Here is a 17,529-nt window from a genome sequence, read left to right on the forward strand (position 1 = left end):
TAAAATAGTATAATTAACAAGGAGTTAAGAACAAAATCTGTACAGTGATACCCAATAATTCAGGTGAAGTCAACGCAATGCCAGCAGGGAACGGACAATAAAAAAGGACCCATGTCGAAACATGAGTCCTTTTCAGGCAGAGCCGATAACGCCGGGTTATTCGGCGTCCGGTACGCCTTTATATTTAGCCGCGGCCTCTTTGATCAGCGGCTGCAGTTCACCGCGCTGATACATTTCAATAATGATATCGCAGCCGCCAACCAGCTCACCCTCAACCCACAGCTGCGGGAAGGTTGGCCAGTTCGCGTATTTTGGCAGCTCGGCACGAATATCCGGGTTTTGCAGGATATCCACATAGGCAAAACGCTCGCCGCACGCAGAGAGCGCCTGAACCGCCTGAGCAGAGAAACCGCAGCTTGGCAGTTTCGGCGAGCCTTTCATATACAGCAGAATCGGGTTCTCAGCGATCTGGCGCTGAATTTTCTCAAGAGTTTCACTCATTGTCTTTGCTTCCTTCAACTTCTTCTACGGCAGAGATCGACCATTGTAGCGGGTCAGGCTTGCTTCGGAAAATAACATTTTATTCACCGCGCCGATTTAAGGTGTTACAGGCACGATAAGGTAAAGGTGACGTAAGCCAACTCGCCGCAGTTCAGTCGACCAAAAATCGGCTTTTAGCGAAACGTTTTGCTCTTTTTTTGCGCTTGTTAACGAAACGACGCTACCGATGCAAAAACAGTATTAACTTTTGGGCTTTTTATAGATTAGAATCGACAAGTTTTTTAAATCATACGCAAGCATTATAGATGCCTGCCCTAACAGGGGATTGCTCAGTGGCGCGGATACCAAAAGCTTCAATCACGCTCTGTGCTTTGTTGTTCACCACGTTGTCTTTCACGCCATTAGCGAGCGCTTCGGAACAAGCGCCAGCCTCGGTCGTGCAAAAAACACATCTGGCGAAAGCATCCGAACGTAAGAAAAAAAACAGTTCTACAAAAACAGCAAAGAAAAGCAGTGGCACTCCGGCAGAAAAAGTCAGCACTAAAAAAACCGCAAAAAATAAAACGTCGGCCAAAAAGAAGAGCAGCGTTACCCCGCAGAAAACCGCTAAAACTCCCTCGCGTCGTAAAGCATCCAGCTCATTGAAAACTGCAACCGTTACCTGGAGTGAGAAGTGTACGCCGCGCAAAGGCCGCAAGCCGCACTGTATTAAAGTGAAAAGCAGCCAGGCCGGCACGCTGGCTGACGTGCATAAACTGCGCGTACAAAAAGTGCAAAAAACGGCAATGTCGAAGCTGATGAATCAGCTCGGTAAACCTTACCACTGGGGCGGCTCATCGCCGAAAACCGGTTTTGATTGCAGCGGGCTGGTCTATTACGCCTATAAAGATCTGGTGAAATTCCGTATTCCGCGTACCGCGAATGAGATGTATCACCTGCGTGATGCCTCGCCGGTTAACCTGCGCGAGCTGGAGAGCGGCGATCTGGTCTTTTTCCGCACCCAGGGTCGCGGCACCGCCGATCACGTTGGCGTCTATGTCGGCAACGGCAAATTTATCCAGTCACCGCGCAGCGGCCAGGATATTCAGGTCACCTCGTTAAGCGAAGATTACTGGCAGCGCCACTATGTCGGTGCGCGCCGCGTCGTAACGCCGAAAACTATTCGTTAATCCCCTCTCACACCTGCCGCTCGCGCGGCAGGTGTGACGTCGCCTTACTCCGCTGCCGCACAGACTCGCGAGGCGGTGTTACGCCCGGAGAAGAGCACCAGCAGCAGCCCCAGCCCGGCAATAATCGCGCCCATCACCGGGACAAAACTGTAGCCGAGACCGCCGGAGATCACCGCACCGCCCGCCGCCGCGCCAAGGGCATTACCCAGGTTGAACGCGCCAATATTGACCGATGACGACAGACCCGGGGCTTCATGGGCAACACGCATTACGCGCATCTGCAAGGGTGGTACTACCGCGAAGGTTGCTGCCCCCCACACCACCATGGCGATTGCCGCCCCAACCTCACTACGCGCCAGCAGCGGAATCGCCAGCATGATAGCAATCAGCAGCAGTAAAAAGCCTTTCAGGGTGCCGGTTACCGAGCGATCGGCCAGTTTCCCGCCCAGATAGTTACCAATAGAGAAACCGACGCCAATCAACACCAGCATGGCGGTAACAAACACCGGCGTGGCATCCGTCAGCGTGCGCAACACCGGCGAAATGTAGGTATAGAGGGTAAACATCGCGCCGGCACCGAGCACGGTGGTCAGCAGCGCCGTCAGCACCTGCGGGCGCATCAGCACCGCGAGTTCGTTGCGCACATTGGGCCGCGCACCCGCGCCGCCTGTCGGTAAGGAGAAGAAGAGCGAGATCATGGAGATCACCCCAAGCCCGGCCGTTGCCATAAATGACATGCGCCAGCCGATGGTCTCACCCAGCCAGGTAGCGGCAGGCACCCCGCCGATATTGGCAATTGTCAGCCCCATAAACATTGTTGCCACAGCGCTGGCCTGCTTCTCTTTTGCCACTACGCTTGCGGCGACCACCGAGCCGAGGCCGAAAAACGCACCGTGGTTAAGGCTGGTGATAATACGGGCGATCATCAGTGTGGCGTAATCCGGCGCAATGGCGGAGAGCACATTGCCGACGGTGAAAATAGCCATTAAGAAAATCAGCGCATTACGACGGCCGCGATGGGAAAGCAGCAGCGTCATCAGCGGCGCGCCCACCATGACGCCAATCGCGTAGGCGCTGATCAGCATCCCCGCCGCCGGAATGGACACCCCGACGCCCTGCGCTATCACCGGCAGTAATCCCATCGGGGAGAACTCGGTAGTACCAATCCCAAAAGCGCCAATCGCCAGCGCAAGCAGAGGGAAATTTATTTTCATCTTTTGACTCCAGAATGGATGTACCAACCCTAGACAGGGTCGCGAAAGGCAAAAGTATGACAGCTGTCACAAAAAACAGAAGTGAGCGTGAGGAGAAAAGTTTATTGCGCAACGGAGAACAATGGTGGCGCAAGAATCGAGGGAGAGGGCTCTCCCTCGCATCAGATCAATGCAGTGCCGCGGTCAGCGCGCCGAAAACAATCAGGCTCAGAACGATGACGGTGGTGAAGAGTGAATACTTAAGATCGGTGCTCATCAATTTTTCTCCATTTAATTTCCCCACAAAAAGTGAGCCTGCGCATTTTTGCACAAATTATCTGAAAAATCTTGCGCGATTTGGCAGCATAAACGTTTTAATACTTCCCCTTTTGCTCAAGATCAGACAAAATTCGACGCTAAATTTATTAGCGTACCGGCCATTGACTCCCCTCCTGACGTCCAGTGTCGTTTTCCCGGCGTACCGCACTCACTTTGATGGGTACAGGGTGATTAAAGGCAAACGTTTACCTTACGAATTATCAGGAGCTTACGATATGGTCTGGAGTAATTTCTGATGGCAACGATTAAAGATGTCGCGAAACGAGCAAACGTTTCCACTACAACCGTATCACATGTAATTAACAAAACCCGTTTCGTCGCCGAAGAGACGCGCAACGCCGTCTGGGCGGCCATTAAAGAGCTGCACTATTCGCCAAGCGCCGTCGCCCGCAGCTTAAAAGTGAATCACACCAAATCGATCGGACTGCTGGCAACCAGCAGTGAAGCGGCCTACTTCGCCGAGATCATCGAAGCGGTTGAGAAGAAGTGTTTCCAGAAGGGCTACACGCTGATCCTTGGCAACGCCTGGAACAGCCAGGAGAAGCAGCGGGCCTATCTGTCGATGATGGCGCAAAAGCGTGTCGATGGTCTGCTGGTGATGTGCTCGGAGTACCCGGAAACCGTACTCACTATGCTTGAGGAGTATCGCCATATTCCGATGGTGGTGATGGACTGGGGCGAATCGAAGGCGGACTTCACCGATTCGGTGATTGATAACGCCTTTAAGGGCGGCTATATGGCCGGTCGCTATCTGATCGAGCGCGGGCATCGCGATATTGGCGTGATCCCGGGCCCGCTGGAGCGCAACACCGGCGCAGGTCGTCTGGCCGGTTTTATGAAGGCGATGACCGAGGCGATGATCACCGTGCCGGAAAACTGGATTGTGCAGGGTGACTTTGAGCCGGAGTCCGGCTACCGCGCCATGCAGCAGATCCTCGGCCAGTCCTCACGCCCTACCGCGGTCTTCTGCGGCGGCGACATTATGGCGATGGGCGCGCTCTGTGCCGCCGATGAGATGGGGCTGCGCGTACCGCAGGATATCTCCGTTATTGGCTATGACAACGTGCGCAACTCGCGCTTCTTCACCCCTGCGCTGACGACGATCCATCAGCCGAAGGACTCGCTGGGCGAAACAGCATTCACCATGCTGCTCGATCGCATTGTGAATAAGCGCGAACAGTCGCAGTCGATTGAAGTGCATCCGCGTCTGGTGGAGCGCCGCTCGGTGGCCGATGGCCCCTACCGCGATTACCGCCGTTAATCCCTTCTCGCGGGAGCCTTACTCCGGCTCCCGCAGCCACTCCTTATTCAACGTTTCACTGTCGCCCAGGTAATCCAGCAGCCAGTTCAGCGCCGGTGAGGCCTCGTTTTGTTGCCACGTCAGGCAGCAGGCGGCATCCGGAAACGGGTTTTCCAGCTCAAGTGCCACCCAGTCGCCGTTATCGAGCCACGGTCGGGCAAAGTGGGCAGGAACCATCCCCACGCAAAGCCCCGCCGACAGGCACGCTTCCGACGAGGCCCAGTCAGGCACCATCACCCGTTTCTGGTTATCCAGCAGCCAGGTAATACGCTTCGGTAGCGAGCGGGAGGTATCCTCCTGAATCAGCGACGGCCAGTTGCGCAACGTCTCATCGCTTAACGGACCCTTGAGCTGCGCCAGGGGGTGCTGACGTGAGACGACGCACTTCCAGCTCAGGGTGCCCATATCGCGAAAGGCATAGCGCCCTCCGACCGGGATTGCCTGCGTGGCACCAATTGCCAGTTCAACACGGCCATCGGCGAGCGCGTCCCAGACACCGTTGAATACCTCCTGGTAGACTACCAGCTCGACGTCGCTGAAGTGCCGGTAAAAATCGACAATCATCTGCCGGGTACGCGCGGGTTTCACAATGTTATCGACAGCAATCGGCAACTGCCCGCGCCAGCCGTTGGCAATTTGCTGACACTGCTGGCGGGTGATCACCATTTTTTTGATAACAGATCGCCCCTCCTTTAAAAACCAGACGCCAGCGGGCGTTAATTCCACATCGCGATGGCGGCGCACAAACAGCGGCACCGCCAGCCACTCCTCCAGCTGGCGCACGGTGTAGCTCACCGCAGAAGGCACGCGGTGCAACTCCTGCGCCGCGCCGCTAAAACTGCCGTTACGCGCCACGGCATCCACCACTTCAAGGGAGTATTCTGACCACATATTCTGCCTGCAAAATTTTTGAAACCAATGTGCAAATATTAGCGTTTCACAACCCGGAAAGCACTCCTTACACTTCCCCACCCTGACTATCAGCAATTAAAGAGAAATGAGAATGCAACCTGGCAAAGGATTTTTAGTCTGGCTCGCGGGCTTAAGCGTGCTGGGCTTTTTAGCCACCGATATGTATCTGCCCGCTTTCAGCGCGATTCAGCAAGATTTAAACACCTCTCCCGCCGTGATCAGCGCCTCGCTGAGCCTTTTTCTGGCCGGGTTCGCGGTGGCGCAGCTGCTCTGGGGGCCGCTGTCGGATCGCTATGGTCGCAAACCGATTCTGCTGATTGGGCTCTCTATTTTCGCCCTCGGCTGCCTCGGCACCCTCTGGGTGCGCGACGCCACCTGGCTGCTGGTGCTGCGTTTTGTGCAGGCCGTCGGCGTATGTGCCGCCACCGTTAGCTGGCAGGCGCTGGTGACGGATCACTATCCGGCGCACCGCGTTAACCGCATTTTCGCAACAATTATGCCGCTGGTCGGCTTAACCCCGGCGCTGGCCCCGCTGCTCGGAGCCTGGCTGTTGGCTCATATCGAATGGCAGGCGATTTTCGCCACCCTGCTGGCCATTACCGTCGTGTTAATGATCCCGGTTTTACGCCTCAAATCGCCGGTAAAAGAGGTGGCGCACGACCAGCAGCCGCTCACTTTCCTCGATCTACTGCGCGCCCGTGATTATCGCGGCAATGTGATGATCTACGCCGCCTGCTCCGCCAGTTTCTTTGCCTGGCTCACCGGCTCGCCCTTTATTCTGCATGAGATGGGCTATGGCCCGTCGGTGATTGGCCTGAGCTATGTGCCGCAGACGTTCGCCTTCCTGATTGGCGGTTATGGCTGCCGCGCAGCGCTGCAAAAGTGGCAGGGTTCGCGCATGTTACCGTGGTTGCTGAGCGGCTTCGCACTGAGCGTACTGGCCACCTGGGCGGTTGGCTTTATTCCCGGCGTCTCGCTGAGCGCCCTGCTAATCCCCTTCTGCCTGATGGCGATGGCGAATGGGGCTATTTACCCAATCGTGGTAGCTCAGGCGCTGCGTCCCTTCCCACAGGCGACCGGCCGCGCGGCGGCGTTGCAGAATACTCTGCAGCTGGGGCTCTGCTTCTTCGCCAGCCTCGTTGTCTCCTGGCTAATCATGACTCCGCTGCTGACCACCACCAGCGTGATGCTTGCCATGGTCCTTCTCGCCGCGCTCGGTTATCTCATTCAGCATCGCGGGCGCGATGAGCAGGACGAGGCGCACGAGCCCACCTCCGTGCGCGGGTAGTTGCAAAGGGGACTATCGCTTACGATTTAATTAGCTTGCTATTAGCGTTAAGTTGAATCACCTCATATTGAGGCCTATACTGATTTTCGGCTATCTCATAAATACGATAAATATTATGCAGTAACGGGTACCGGAGAGTGCCCGGTTAACCAAGGAGGGGCTTTCTGGCAAGGGTCTCTCCCTTCCTCTGTTCTACGTCTGATATCAGCCTCACGGTGCAAACCGTGAGATTTCTCACAAACTCTGCCAGCGTCTACGCTTGTAGGGTTCTGATCACTATTCGTGATGGAGAAGGTATGAGTTCATCGTGTATAGAAGAAGTGAGCGTGCGGGATGACAACTGGTTCCGTATTGCAAACGAACTGCTGGGTCGCGCAGGTATTCGTATCAACGGTCCCGCCCCCGCAGATATCCAGGTGAAAAACCCTGATTTTTTTAAACGCGTTTTACAGGAAGGCTCGCTCGGACTCGGCGAAAGTTACATGGACGGCTGGTGGGAGTGTGACCGACTGGACATCTTCTTTACCCAGGTACTGCGCGCAGGCCTGGAAAAACAGCTTCCGCACCACCTCAAAGATACGCTGCGCATTGCCGCGGCCCGGCTCTTCAACCTGCAGAGTAAAAAGCGGGCGTGGATTGTCGGCAAAGAGCACTACGATCTCGGCAACGACCTCTTTAGCCGCATGCTCGACCCCGCCATGCAGTACTCCTGCGGCTACTGGAAAGAGGCAACCACCCTTGCCGAGGCACAACAGGCAAAATTGCGGCTTATCTGCGAAAAATTACGATTAGCACCCGGCATGCGCGTGCTCGATATTGGCTGTGGCTGGGGCGGTCTGGCGCAGTTTATGGCACAGCACTATGGCGTGCGTGTGGTTGGCGTTACTATTTCGGCAGAGCAGCAGAAAATGGCGCAACAGCGCTGTGCCGGGCTGGATGTTGAGATCCTCCTGCAGGACTACCGCGATCTGCGCGATCAGTTTGACCGCATCGTCTCCGTCGGTATGTTTGAACATGTCGGGCCGAAAAACTACGCCACTTACTTTGAGGTGGTTGATCGTAACCTGAAGCCGGATGGCCTCTTTTTACTTCACACCATCGGCTCCAGGCAGACCGATAACAATGTTGATCCGTGGATCAATCGCTACATCTTCCCGAATGGCTGCCTGCCCTCGGTGCGCCACATCGCCACCGCCAGTGAGTCGCACTTTGTGATGGAGGACTGGCACAACTTCGGTGCCGATTATGACCGCACGCTTATGGCCTGGTATGGGCGCTTTCTCGCCGCGTGGCCGGAGATCGCCGACAACTACTCCGAGCGTTTTAAACGCATGTTCAGCTACTATCTGAACGCCTGCGCCGGGGCCTTTCGCGCCCGTGATATTCAACTCTGGCAGGTTGTGTTTAGCCGTGGCGTGGAAAACGGGCTGCGCGTCGCGCGTTGACGCTTTGCAACAATCGCTAAAAAAGCCGCAACGGGTACGCTGCGGCTTTTTACTCTCTGTGGCGGGTGGTTACTCGACGACATTCACCACAACGGCGGCCTCTTTCGCCGCCAGCACCCGCTCAACGGTGTCTACGACCGCCTGGGTTTGCGGATCGATCTCAATATTGACGCGTTGCCCCAGCTTTTTGGCACTCAGCGTGGTGCGTTGCAGCGTTTCCGGAATCAGGTGCACGCAAAAACGCGTCGCGGTCACTTCACCCACCGTCAGGCTGATACCGTCGATGCCAATAAATCCTTTATAGAGGATATATTTCATCAGCGTCGGGTCCTGCAGCTTAAACCAGATTTGACGGTTATTTTCCGAGGCGAGGATTTTAACGATTTCCGCAGTGGACATAATATGGCCCGACATTAAATGCCCGCCAATTTCATCGCTGAATTTCGCCGCGCGCTCAACGTTGACAATATCCCCCACCTCCAGCTCACCAAGGTTGGTAATACGCAGCGTCTCTTTCATTAAATCGAAGCTGATATGGCTACCGTTAATCTCGGTGACGGTCAGGCAGCAACCGTTGTGCGCAATAGAGGCGCCGGTTTCAATTCCATCCAGCATCGTTTCAGGCAGTTCGACAACGTGGGTGCGAAAATTCGGTTTTTCGTCAATCGACACCACTTTTGCCGTGCCCTGTACAATACCCGTAAACATAATCATCACTCCTGTTTCATTCTTACGGCATTACCGTGTGCTTCACGCACAATAACAGGTGAAAAATCCCCTTGCCAGCCTGAAGCCCGCTTTGCGGCGAAAGATAATTTTGATTTATGGATAACGTGGCAAAAAGAGGCGTTAACAGGTACTATTTGAACAGATGTCGCACCTGTCGCAGTGCGGCATTTTTTGTCGCACAAGGATATAACTCCTTTCTCTTTAGTATTTCCATTCTCTCTTATAACAACAATATATAGGTGTTCTCGTGCAGAAGTATGTAACAGAAGCGCGTCAATTACTGGCACTTGCCCTGCCGGTAATTTTTGCGCAGGTTGCCCAGACAGCGATGGGCTTCGTCGATACCGTAATGGCCGGGGGCTATAGCGCCACGGATATGGCCGCGGTCGCTATCGGTACCTCTATCTGGTTTCCCGCTATTTTATTTGGTCACGGCCTGCTGCTGGCGCTGACGCCGGTCATTGCGCAGCTGAATGGCTCCGGGCGTCGCGATCGCATTGCTCACCAGGTCAGCCAGGGGTTCTGGCTGGCGGGTGCCGTGTCGGTGCTGATTATGATTGTGCTGTGGAATGCCGGTCATATTATTCGTGCCATGCATAACATCGACCCGCTGATGGCTGATAAAGCCGTCCACTTTTTACGCGCACTGATGTGGGGGGCGCCGGGCTACCTCTTCTTCCAGGTGTTGCGCAACCAGTGCGAAGGGCTGGCGCGCACCAAACCTGGCATGGTAATGGGTTTTATCGGCCTGCTGGTCAATATTCCGGTTAACTACGCCTTTATCTATGGCCGTTTCGGCATGCCGGAGCTGGGCGGTGTCGGCTGCGGCGTGGCGACCGCATCGGTCTACTGGGTGATGTTCATCTTTATGCGCCTCTATGTGAAACATGCGGGTGCAATGCGCGACATCAAACATGCTGCCCGCTTTGCACGGCCCGATATGGCGGTGCTGAAACGGCTGACCCAGCTCGGTTTACCGATTGCGCTGGCGCTCTTCTTCGAAGTCACGCTGTTTGCCGTGGTCGCGCTGCTGGTCTCGCCTCTTGGGATTGTCGATGTCGCCGGTCACCAGATTGCGCTTAACTTCAGCTCGCTGATGTTCGTGTTGCCGATGTCGCTGGCGGCGGCGGTGACCATTCGCGTCGGCTTCCGCCTCGGTCAGGGCTCGACGATTGATGCCAAAACTTCGGCGCGCACTGGCTTGATGGTCGGCGTCTGTATGGCGGCCATTACGGCGGTGTTTACGGTGCTGATGCGCAAGCAGATCGCCCTGCTCTATAACGACAACCCGGAAGTAGTGGCGCTGGCGTCGCATCTGATGATGCTGGCGGCGATTTACCAGATCTCCGATTCGATTCAGGTAATTGGTAGCGGCATCTTGCGCGGGTATAAAGATACCCGTTCAATCTTCTTTATTACCTTTATCGCCTACTGGGTGCTGGGGCTGCCGACCGGCTACCTTCTGGCGCTGACGGATCTGGTGGTGGCACCGATGGGGCCTGCAGGTTTCTGGATGGGCTTTATTATTGGTCTCACCTCAGCGGCGGTGATGATGATGTTGCGTATGCGTCATTTGCAGCGTCAGCCATCCAGCCAGATTTTGCGGCGCGCGGCGCACTAAACCGTTGTAGCCGCCTGCGGGCGGCTACTTTCAGCGCGTTTTGCTCAGTTGTTCCGCAATCGAGTGAATTCAGTAAGAAATCTGCCATTTTCCGCTTGCCACATCTGCGGGCTGCCGCTAATATTCGTCCCCGTTGTCAACCACAACACTGCGTTCATAGCTCAGTTGGTTAGAGCACCACCTTGACATGGTGGGGGTCGTTGGTTCGAGTCCAATTGAACGCACCATCCTTCTTCAGTGCGTCCGTAGCTCAGTTGGTTAGAGCACCACCTTGACATGGTGGGGGTCGGTGGTTCGAGTCCACTCGGACGCACCATTCGTTGTTACTCTCTGTTTTATCCCGCTTATTCATACCAGCTTCACCATCACACGCACCCCTTTTGCGCGTTACCGGTCGTGATCAAACTTTTGCCCACAGAAATAACAGCCAAAAAAAACCGCGCCCTGCGGCGCGGCTTTTTATGTTACTGCCCGGCTTATCAGAAGCCGACTTTCAGCATAATTTGACCGCCGTAGCCGCCGGTACCCGCGTCATCGATGCTGCGGGTGTAGCCCGCGCGCACCCCGAGGGTGACGTTATCGCGGATCTGGCCGTCAATGCCAATATCCAGCGCTGCCGCAGTCCCATCCTGATCCGGATTGAAGGACGTTTCGCTGCCTGCCACACCCGGCGCGCTGACGTTCAGCGTACCCTTCGAGTCGAAGGTCTGGATAAAGGACGGCCGGATAAACCAGCTTACCGGTACCGGTTTACCACTCTCTTTCAGCGTCGCATTGTTGCCCAGACGCAGACCGGCACGCACCTGCTGGCTGTGACCGTCGCCGAATTGAACGTCAGCCACATCATCATTGCCATCCTTCAGGTTCACACCGCGATACTGGTACTGCACCTGCGGCTCCAGCACCAGGCCGCTGCCAATCTCAAACGGCAGGCCGGTTTCGAAGGAGCCGACATAGCCCCAGCCGTGGGTTTTCAGACCCTCGCCATCACGCGGATTGGTGTCGAAGTTGTGGCGAGTTCCCTGCGCCACAATGTCCATCCACCAGCCGCTCTCATGCACGCCGTTGAGGTAGAGACCGCCGCTGTAAGCGTCGTCGCGGACCGTACCGGCTTTCGACTTGTTGTTACGCTGCACATCAATGGCGGAGAGACCTGCCGCACCGTACACACCAGCCGTCCACTCCATGCCCGAGGCTGAACCCTGCCACAGATCGCTACCAATCTGCAGGAAGGTATACCCCCCTTTACTTTCCGGCGTGTTGCCGTTGCTCAGGTCGCTGCCGCCGTGATCGTGGCTCAGTTGACCGGCCTGGAAACGGGCCCACATATTGCTGCCACCTTCGGTTGGGGTGCGCGCCGCATAGCGACGGGCATCCAGCGAGCCGAGCAGCGCACTGTCATAGTCCATAGCCTGCGCGTAGACGGAGCTGTAGAGGTACATCGCTGAACGGTAGTTCTGCGGGCCGTCTGCGTTACCGCCCGCCTCAGCGGTGGTCAGATACCAGCTCTCGTCGGCGCTACCCTGTTGCAGGGTGTAGTTATACGCACCCGCCTGCAGGCTGCCATCGAGACGGAAGGCATCATCGCTGGTGGTCGCGCCGTTAATGGCGTTCACGACCTGAATGCCGTCACCGGTGGTACGTGCCCCGAGGCCACCCTGGCTGCGAATGGCGATATTGGTGCTACCGGTGGCGGTGCCGCCATCCAGCACCAGGCTGTCACTCACTGCGCTATTGCCATCGAACCGGGTGTTAAGGGTAATGGTGCCGCCGTTGCCCACCAGGTTAGTGACGGTCAGGGTTTTCGGTACGAACGCCCCGGTCGGTGCCTGGTAATCAATGGTGCCACCCAGCGTCAGGTTATTGAGCAGTGAGCTGTCGGTCATCAGCCAGTTTGAGCCCGCATCGACGGTCAGGTCGGTCGGGTCAATCATCCCGGTCAGCGTGGAGCCGTTGGTTAACTGCAACGAGGTGCCGGCCCGGGCAATAATGTCGGTCACCGCATCCAGTCCGCTGAACACCAGGGTACCGCTCTGCAGGAAGGTGCCGCCCGCCTGATTGAGCGCACCGCTCAGGGTGAGAGTGTTGTTACCCTCTTTATAGAGCGTACCGTTGCCGTTGATTGCCGCATTAACGGTGCTGGCGCTGTTCTCAGTGGTGATACGCAGTTCGCCATCGTTGTTAACACTACCCGCAAGGGTACCGCCATCATTGACTTTGGTGATCCCGGTCAGCATGCCACCCTCGGCGACGGTCAGCGTACCCTTCTCGTTGACCACGGTATTGTTGGCGCTACCGTCTGCGGCAACCGACAGCAGACCGCCGCTTTCCAGCAGCAGGTTATCGGCGATCTTATTGGCAATCGAGAAGCTGCCGCTAGCGTTGGTGCCGTTAAGCGTGGTGTCAGTGCCCGCCATCAGCGCTGCGCCGCTGTTGAGATTGATATTGGTGACCGTTGCGCCATCTTCCAGCGCCAGCATGCCGCCGCGTTCAATCGCCGTCAGATCTGCCACGCCACCGGCGCGAACGAACTGGGCACCACCTTTGCTGACGGTGGTAGCGATAGCCGTACCGCCGGAAGTGACGCTCTGGGCGCCATTTTCACTCACGGTAGAGGACGCGACGGTACCGCCCTGATTCACCACCTGCTCGCCTACCACTTTGTTATCGATGACAATCGCGCCGTCATTGACGTTCTGGATCCCGCCTTCGTGGATGATGGTGGAGATCACCGTCCCGCCGCTGTTGACGTTCTGCGTACCGCCACCGTTGATGGTGGTGTTGCTGGCTATGCCGCCGGTCAGCACGTTCTGCACCCCGCCGACGTTGATAACAGCAAAATCTGATGAGCCGCCGCTGTAGATATTCTGCGTGCCGCGCTCGTAAAGCGTTGTGCGTATCGCGGTGCCGCCGCGGTAGACGTTCTGCACACTGTTGGCGGAGAGATCGGTATCTACCGCGCTGCCGCGCACGTTCTGCTGGCTGTCGTTAATCAACGACGTGCTGACCGCAGTGGCACCGGCGGCGATATTCTGCACCGCAAAGTTATCCATCAGATTGTTTTCCGCACGGCCACCACTGTAGATATTCTGGATGCCGTGGCGGTTGCGGGTATCGGTGACCACTGCGCCGTCGTAAATCCCTTGTACTGCACCGTCGTTCAGCACGGTAGAGATAGCTGAGCCGCCGCTATAGATGCGCTGTTCTGCACGGGTAATTTCCGAACCGGTGGTGGTGCCGAACACCTCCTGGATACCGCCATCAGTGACGATAGAGACTTCGGCGTTGGCATTTTTGTTGACCACCTGACGCCCGCCGTTTTTCACGATGCTGACAATCGACGTGCCGTCAACCACCTGCAGGCCGCCATCAACAAAGGTGAAGTCGGTGACGCCACCGGCCGCAACATTTTGTCTGCCACCCTCAGAGATAGTACCGCCGTAGGTATAGCCGCCATCGTTAACGTTCTGCACGCCGCCCTTCTCGACACGTGCTTCAAAAGCCTGGCCGCCGCTGCCGATATTCTGCGTTCCGCCCAGCAGACGTGCGGCGAAGGATTTCGCGCCGTTATTAACGTGCTGCTCACCGCCGTTCAGCACGGTGGAGATTGCCACCGCCGCGTTGCTGAGGATCTGTTTCCCGCCCGCGTTAATCACGCTCTGGCGCGACCAGCCGTAGGGGTCAACAATCTGCTGACCGCCGTTATTGATCACCGCATCGAATGACTGACCGTCTACGCGCTGGACGCCGCCGCTGTTGACCAGCGTGCCGCGTGCCTGCCCGCCTTTAGTGACAAGCTGTACCCCGCCGTCGCTGATGCTGGTGCCGGAAGCCGTACCTTCAACCAGCTGCGTACCGCCGCCGAACACCGTGCCGTCAGAAGCCGCGCCACCGGCAGAGACATGCTGCACCCCGCCATTTTTCACGATTGAACCGGCAGCGAGGCCGCCGTAATTAACGATCTGCTGACCGCCGTCGTTAACCACTGACGAGGTGGCGGTGCCATCAACGCTCTGCACGCCGCCGCGGTTGATATGGGTATCGGTGGTTTTACCGCTCTCAAGGACCAGCTGCATACCGCCATCGCTCAGGCTGGTGCCGGACGCCGTACCCGCGACCACCTGTTTGCCGCCGCCAAATACCGTACCGTCGGACGCTGCGCCGCCAACATTGATGTGCTGCAGGCCGCCGCTGTGCACCGTGGTGCCTGCCGCCAGCCCGCCCCGGTTCACCAGCTGTGTGCCGCCATTGCGTACCACCGATGAGGTGGCGTTACCGTCGACGCTCTGCACACCGCCGCTGTTGATCTGGGTATCGGTGGTTTTGCCACTCGCCTGCACGATCTGCTGACCGCCGTCGCTGAGGCTGGTGCCGGAAGCGGTACCCGCGACCAGCTGTTTGCCGCCGCCGAATACCGTGCCGTCGGAGGCCGCGCCGCCGACATTGATGTGCTGTAGGCCACCGCTGTTGACGATGGAGCCTGCGGCAAGCCCGCCGCTGTTGACCAGCTGCACACCGCCGTTATTCACTACGGCCGAGGTCGCCGAGCCATCAACGCGCTGCAAACCACCGCTGTTGATAAGCGATCCCGTGGCGCTGCCGCCCACCTGCACGTGCTGAATACCGCCGTCACCAATGACCGTATCGCCCGCCAGCCCGGCTACCTGCTGCGTTCCTCCCAGCAGGGTTGTTTTTGACGCCGCACCGTTGGCACGCACAATCTGTACGCCATCTTTATCAACGCGAGTATCGTTGGCGTGACCGCCGCTGCGAATCAGCTGTTTACCACCGCCGTAAACGATGGTGCCGTTCGCCGTGCCGTCAACATCCTGGAAACCGCCTTGATAAATTTTGCTGTCGGTCGTTTTGCCGGTCACGTGAACCTGCTGCACACCGCCTGCGTCCACACGGGTATTGGAAGCCGTGCCTTCGACAATCTGGATACCACCAAACAGCAGCGCATCGGAGGCCGCGCCGCCTTCGTTAATATGTTGCAGACCACCGCTATTCACCTGCGAGCCGCTGGCTAGCGCGCCAGCCTGGATCAGCTGTACCCCGCCGTCGTTGACCACCGCCGCGATCGCCGCGCCGTCTACCGCCTGGGTGCCGCCGCTGTTGATAATGGTATCGGTGGCCTTACCGGTGGCCTGCACCAGCTGATGACCGCCGTTATTGATGCTGGTACCGGACGCCGTGCCGGCAACGACCTGCTTACCGCCGCCAAACACCGTGGTGTCAGATGCCGCTCCGCCTTCATTAATATGCTGCAGGCCGCCGCTGTTAACGGTAGCGCTCTTCGCCAGACCACCGTTATTGACCAGCTGGGTGCCGCCGTCATAGATGACCGAGGAGGTGGCAGTGCCATCCACCCGCTGCAGGCCGCCTTCGTTGATAAGCGAGCCCGTCGCGCTGCCCCCCACCTGAACGTGTTGTACACCGCCCGCACCGATAATGGTGTCTGCCGCCACGCCCGCTAACTGCTGAATTCCGCCCAGCAGCGTGGTGGCAAGGGTTGAACCGCCTGCCAGCACGCTCTGAATCCCGCCGCTGTTGATCACCGCGCTGGTCGCGGTCCCGCCGCTGCGCACTTTCTGCAGACCGCCGTCGTTCACCTCGGCGGAGAACGATACGCCGTCAACATCCTGTTCGCCGCCCGCGTTAACCACCGCGTCTTTGCTCATGCCGCTGGCGTGGATCTGCTGCAAACCGCGATTGTTGATGACGGTACCGGACGCCGTGCCCTCCACCAGCTGGGTGCCGCCGAGCAGAATGGCGTCAGATGCCGCGCCGCCTACGCTGATATGCTGCAGAGCCCCGGTGTTCACCACGCCGCCGGTCGCCAGGCCGCCGCGGTTAACCAGTTGCGTACCGCCCGCATTGACGACAGAGTCGATCGCCTGGCCATCGACGGTCTGCGTGCCGCGATTGTTGATGATAGTACCGGTGGATTTACCGGTTTCCTGTACTAACTGCGCCCCACCGTCACTGACGCTGGTGCCGGATGCGGTTCCTGAGAGAACCTGGGTGCCGCCGCCAAACACGACGCCGTCGGAGGCTGCGCCGCCCTGTTTGATATGCTGGATGCCGCCGCTATTGACGGTGGTGCCCGCCGCCAGACCGCCGCTATGCACCAGTTGAGTCCCGCCGCCGTTGACCACGGCAGAAACTGCGGTGCCGTCGACGGTCTGGGTGCCGCGATTATTGATGATGGTGCCAATGGCTTTACCGGTCTGCTGAACCAGCTGCGCGCCGCCGTCGTTGAGATGGGCGCCGGATACCGTACCGGCCACGATTTGATTACCGCCGCCAAAGATGGCGGTGTCGGCCGCAGCCCCCCCCACCTTAACGTGCTGGATGCCGCCGCTGTTGACCGTCGCATTCTGCGAGAGCCCGCCGCTGTTGATAAGCTGCGTACCGCCCGCGTTGACAACGCCCTCGACTGAAGTGCCGTTGACAGCCTGCACGCCACCATTATTAATCACCGTCTGGCTTGCCAGCCCGCTCTGCAGCACGGTTTGCACGCCGCCAGCACCGATAACGGTGCCGCTCGCTTTACCCGAGACCGCCTGCGTACCGCCGCTGTTAAGCTGCGAGCCGGTTGCCGTTCCGTCCACTTCAACAATCTGTACGCCGTCTGTGACAATGGTACCGGTAGTCTGGCCGTTCTGACGCACAATCTGCGACCCGCCATCCTGAACGCGGGTATCAACGGTCTGACCGCCCGCCACGATCTGGGTGCCGCGGTTGCCGATGGTGTGGTTAGTGGTTACCCCGCCGGTGCGCACGTTCTGTACGCCCTCCTGCACCACTTCATCCCGAACCGAATCGGTGACATCCGGGGTGAATGCCATCGCCCCGCTGCTGGCGAACAAACCGCCCACCGCCGCCGAGATCAATACCGCGCCGCCTGCGCGCTTGCCTTTCGCCCGTGTCAGTTCTGAAACCACCACGAACGCCCGCTGAACGTCATTCCACACCAGCCGGTAACTGCAGTTAAGACTTTTCTTCATTTCAATGTCCTCGAAACCCGTC

General features: G+C 57.8%; 11 protein-coding genes and 2 tRNA genes. 7 read left to right on the plus strand and 6 right to left on the minus strand.

Annotated elements, in window-relative coordinates:
- Window positions 1-156: 156 nt before the first annotated feature.
- Window positions 157-501, minus strand: coding sequence for a Grx4 family monothiol glutaredoxin (locus tag PU683_RS14650; protein ID WP_023481856.1), 345 nt, complete (start codon window positions 499-501; stop codon window positions 157-159).
- A gap of 332 nt (window positions 502-833) precedes the next feature.
- Here PU683_RS14650 and PU683_RS14655 point away from each other — a divergent pair, with 332 nt between their 5' ends.
- Window positions 834-1,670, plus strand: a complete 837-nt coding sequence (locus tag PU683_RS14655) for a C40 family peptidase (protein WP_277172687.1) — start codon at window positions 834-836, stop codon at window positions 1,668-1,670.
- A gap of 44 nt (window positions 1,671-1,714) precedes the next feature.
- On the opposite strand, the gene PU683_RS14660 is transcribed toward PU683_RS14655, so the two are convergent.
- Together PU683_RS14660 and cydH are read right to left on the minus strand one after the other, a co-directional pair.
- Window positions 1,715-2,884 carry an MFS transporter gene (locus tag PU683_RS14660; RefSeq protein ID WP_277172691.1) on the minus strand — a complete coding sequence of 390 codons (1,170 nt, stop codon included), beginning with the start codon at window positions 2,882-2,884 and terminating at the stop codon, window positions 1,715-1,717.
- A gap of 166 nt (window positions 2,885-3,050) precedes the next feature.
- On the minus strand, window positions 3,051-3,140 hold the full coding sequence (gene cydH / locus PU683_RS14665; RefSeq protein WP_094192965.1) for a cytochrome bd-I oxidase subunit CydH: 90 nt from the start codon (window positions 3,138-3,140) through the stop codon (window positions 3,051-3,053).
- Between the two features lie 297 nt (window positions 3,141-3,437).
- On the opposite strand from cydH, the gene purR reads away from it, so the two are divergent.
- Complete coding sequence (gene purR / locus PU683_RS14670) at window positions 3,438-4,463, plus strand: HTH-type transcriptional repressor PurR (protein WP_277172695.1); 1,026 nt, start codon at window positions 3,438-3,440, stop codon at window positions 4,461-4,463.
- Between the two features lie 18 nt (window positions 4,464-4,481).
- Here purR and punR read toward each other — a convergent pair whose 3' ends face one another.
- Window positions 4,482-5,393, minus strand: a complete 912-nt coding sequence (gene punR, locus PU683_RS14675; protein ID WP_277172698.1) for a DNA-binding transcriptional activator PunR — start codon at window positions 5,391-5,393, stop codon at window positions 4,482-4,484.
- Between the two features lie 112 nt (window positions 5,394-5,505).
- Here punR and punC point away from each other — a divergent pair, with 112 nt between their 5' ends.
- Together punC and cfa are read left to right on the plus strand one after the other, a co-directional pair.
- On the plus strand, window positions 5,506-6,702 hold the full coding sequence (gene punC / locus PU683_RS14680) for a purine nucleoside transporter PunC (RefSeq protein ID WP_277174299.1): 1,197 nt from the start codon (window positions 5,506-5,508) through the stop codon (window positions 6,700-6,702).
- Between the two features lie 296 nt (window positions 6,703-6,998).
- On the plus strand, window positions 6,999-8,147 hold the full coding sequence (cfa, locus tag PU683_RS14685; protein ID WP_277172701.1) for a cyclopropane fatty acyl phospholipid synthase: 1,149 nt from the start codon (window positions 6,999-7,001) through the stop codon (window positions 8,145-8,147).
- Window positions 8,148-8,216: 69 nt separating this feature from the next.
- Here the strand turns inward: cfa and PU683_RS14690 are convergent, their stop codons facing one another.
- Window positions 8,217-8,855 carry a riboflavin synthase subunit alpha gene (locus PU683_RS14690; protein ID WP_277172704.1) on the minus strand — a complete coding sequence of 213 codons (639 nt, stop codon included), beginning with the start codon at window positions 8,853-8,855 and terminating at the stop codon, window positions 8,217-8,219.
- 268 nt (window positions 8,856-9,123) lie between these two features.
- Here PU683_RS14690 and mdtK point away from each other — a divergent pair, with 268 nt between their 5' ends.
- From mdtK to PU683_RS14705, 3 genes are all read left to right on the plus strand, one after another.
- Window positions 9,124-10,497, plus strand: a complete 1,374-nt coding sequence (mdtK, locus tag PU683_RS14695; RefSeq protein WP_277172707.1) for an MdtK family multidrug efflux MATE transporter — start codon at window positions 9,124-9,126, stop codon at window positions 10,495-10,497.
- A 150-nt stretch (window positions 10,498-10,647) separates the two neighbouring features.
- Window positions 10,648-10,724 (plus strand) — tRNA-Val (locus PU683_RS14700).
- Window positions 10,725-10,736: 12 nt separating this feature from the next.
- A tRNA-Val gene (locus tag PU683_RS14705) sits at window positions 10,737-10,813 on the plus strand.
- A 163-nt stretch (window positions 10,814-10,976) separates the two neighbouring features.
- On the opposite strand, the gene PU683_RS14710 is transcribed toward PU683_RS14705, so the two are convergent.
- Window positions 10,977-17,507, minus strand: a complete 6,531-nt coding sequence (locus tag PU683_RS14710) for an AIDA repeat-containing protein (RefSeq protein WP_277172710.1) — start codon at window positions 17,505-17,507, stop codon at window positions 10,977-10,979.
- Window positions 17,508-17,529 lie beyond the last annotated feature (22 nt).

Source organism: Candidatus Kosakonia sp. 282A-S69 (assembly GCF_029433855.1).
Taxonomy (GTDB): Bacteria; Pseudomonadota; Gammaproteobacteria; order Enterobacterales; family Enterobacteriaceae; genus Kosakonia; species Kosakonia cowanii_A.

Coding starts and splice junctions, on each gene's coding strand:
- PU683_RS14660 (WP_277172691.1), bottom strand. CDS start 2,884: ATGAAAATAAATTTCCCTCTGCTTGCGCTGGCGATTGGCGCTTTTGGG.
- purR (WP_277172695.1), top strand. CDS start 3,438: ATGGCAACGATTAAAGATGTCGCGAAACGAGCAAACGTTTCCACTACA.
- PU683_RS14650 (WP_023481856.1), bottom strand. CDS start 501: ATGAGTGAAACTCTTGAGAAAATTCAGCGCCAGATCGCTGAGAACCCG.
- cfa (WP_277172701.1), top strand. CDS start 6,999: ATGAGTTCATCGTGTATAGAAGAAGTGAGCGTGCGGGATGACAACTGG.
- PU683_RS14710 (WP_277172710.1), bottom strand. CDS start 17,507: ATGAAGAAAAGTCTTAACTGCAGTTACCGGCTGGTGTGGAATGACGTT.
- PU683_RS14690 (WP_277172704.1), bottom strand. CDS start 8,855: ATGTTTACGGGTATTGTACAGGGCACGGCAAAAGTGGTGTCGATTGAC.
- punC (WP_277174299.1), top strand. CDS start 5,506: ATGCAACCTGGCAAAGGATTTTTAGTCTGGCTCGCGGGCTTAAGCGTG.
- cydH (WP_094192965.1), bottom strand. CDS start 3,140: ATGAGCACCGATCTTAAGTATTCACTCTTCACCACCGTCATCGTTCTG.
- punR (WP_277172698.1), bottom strand. CDS start 5,393: ATGTGGTCAGAATACTCCCTTGAAGTGGTGGATGCCGTGGCGCGTAAC.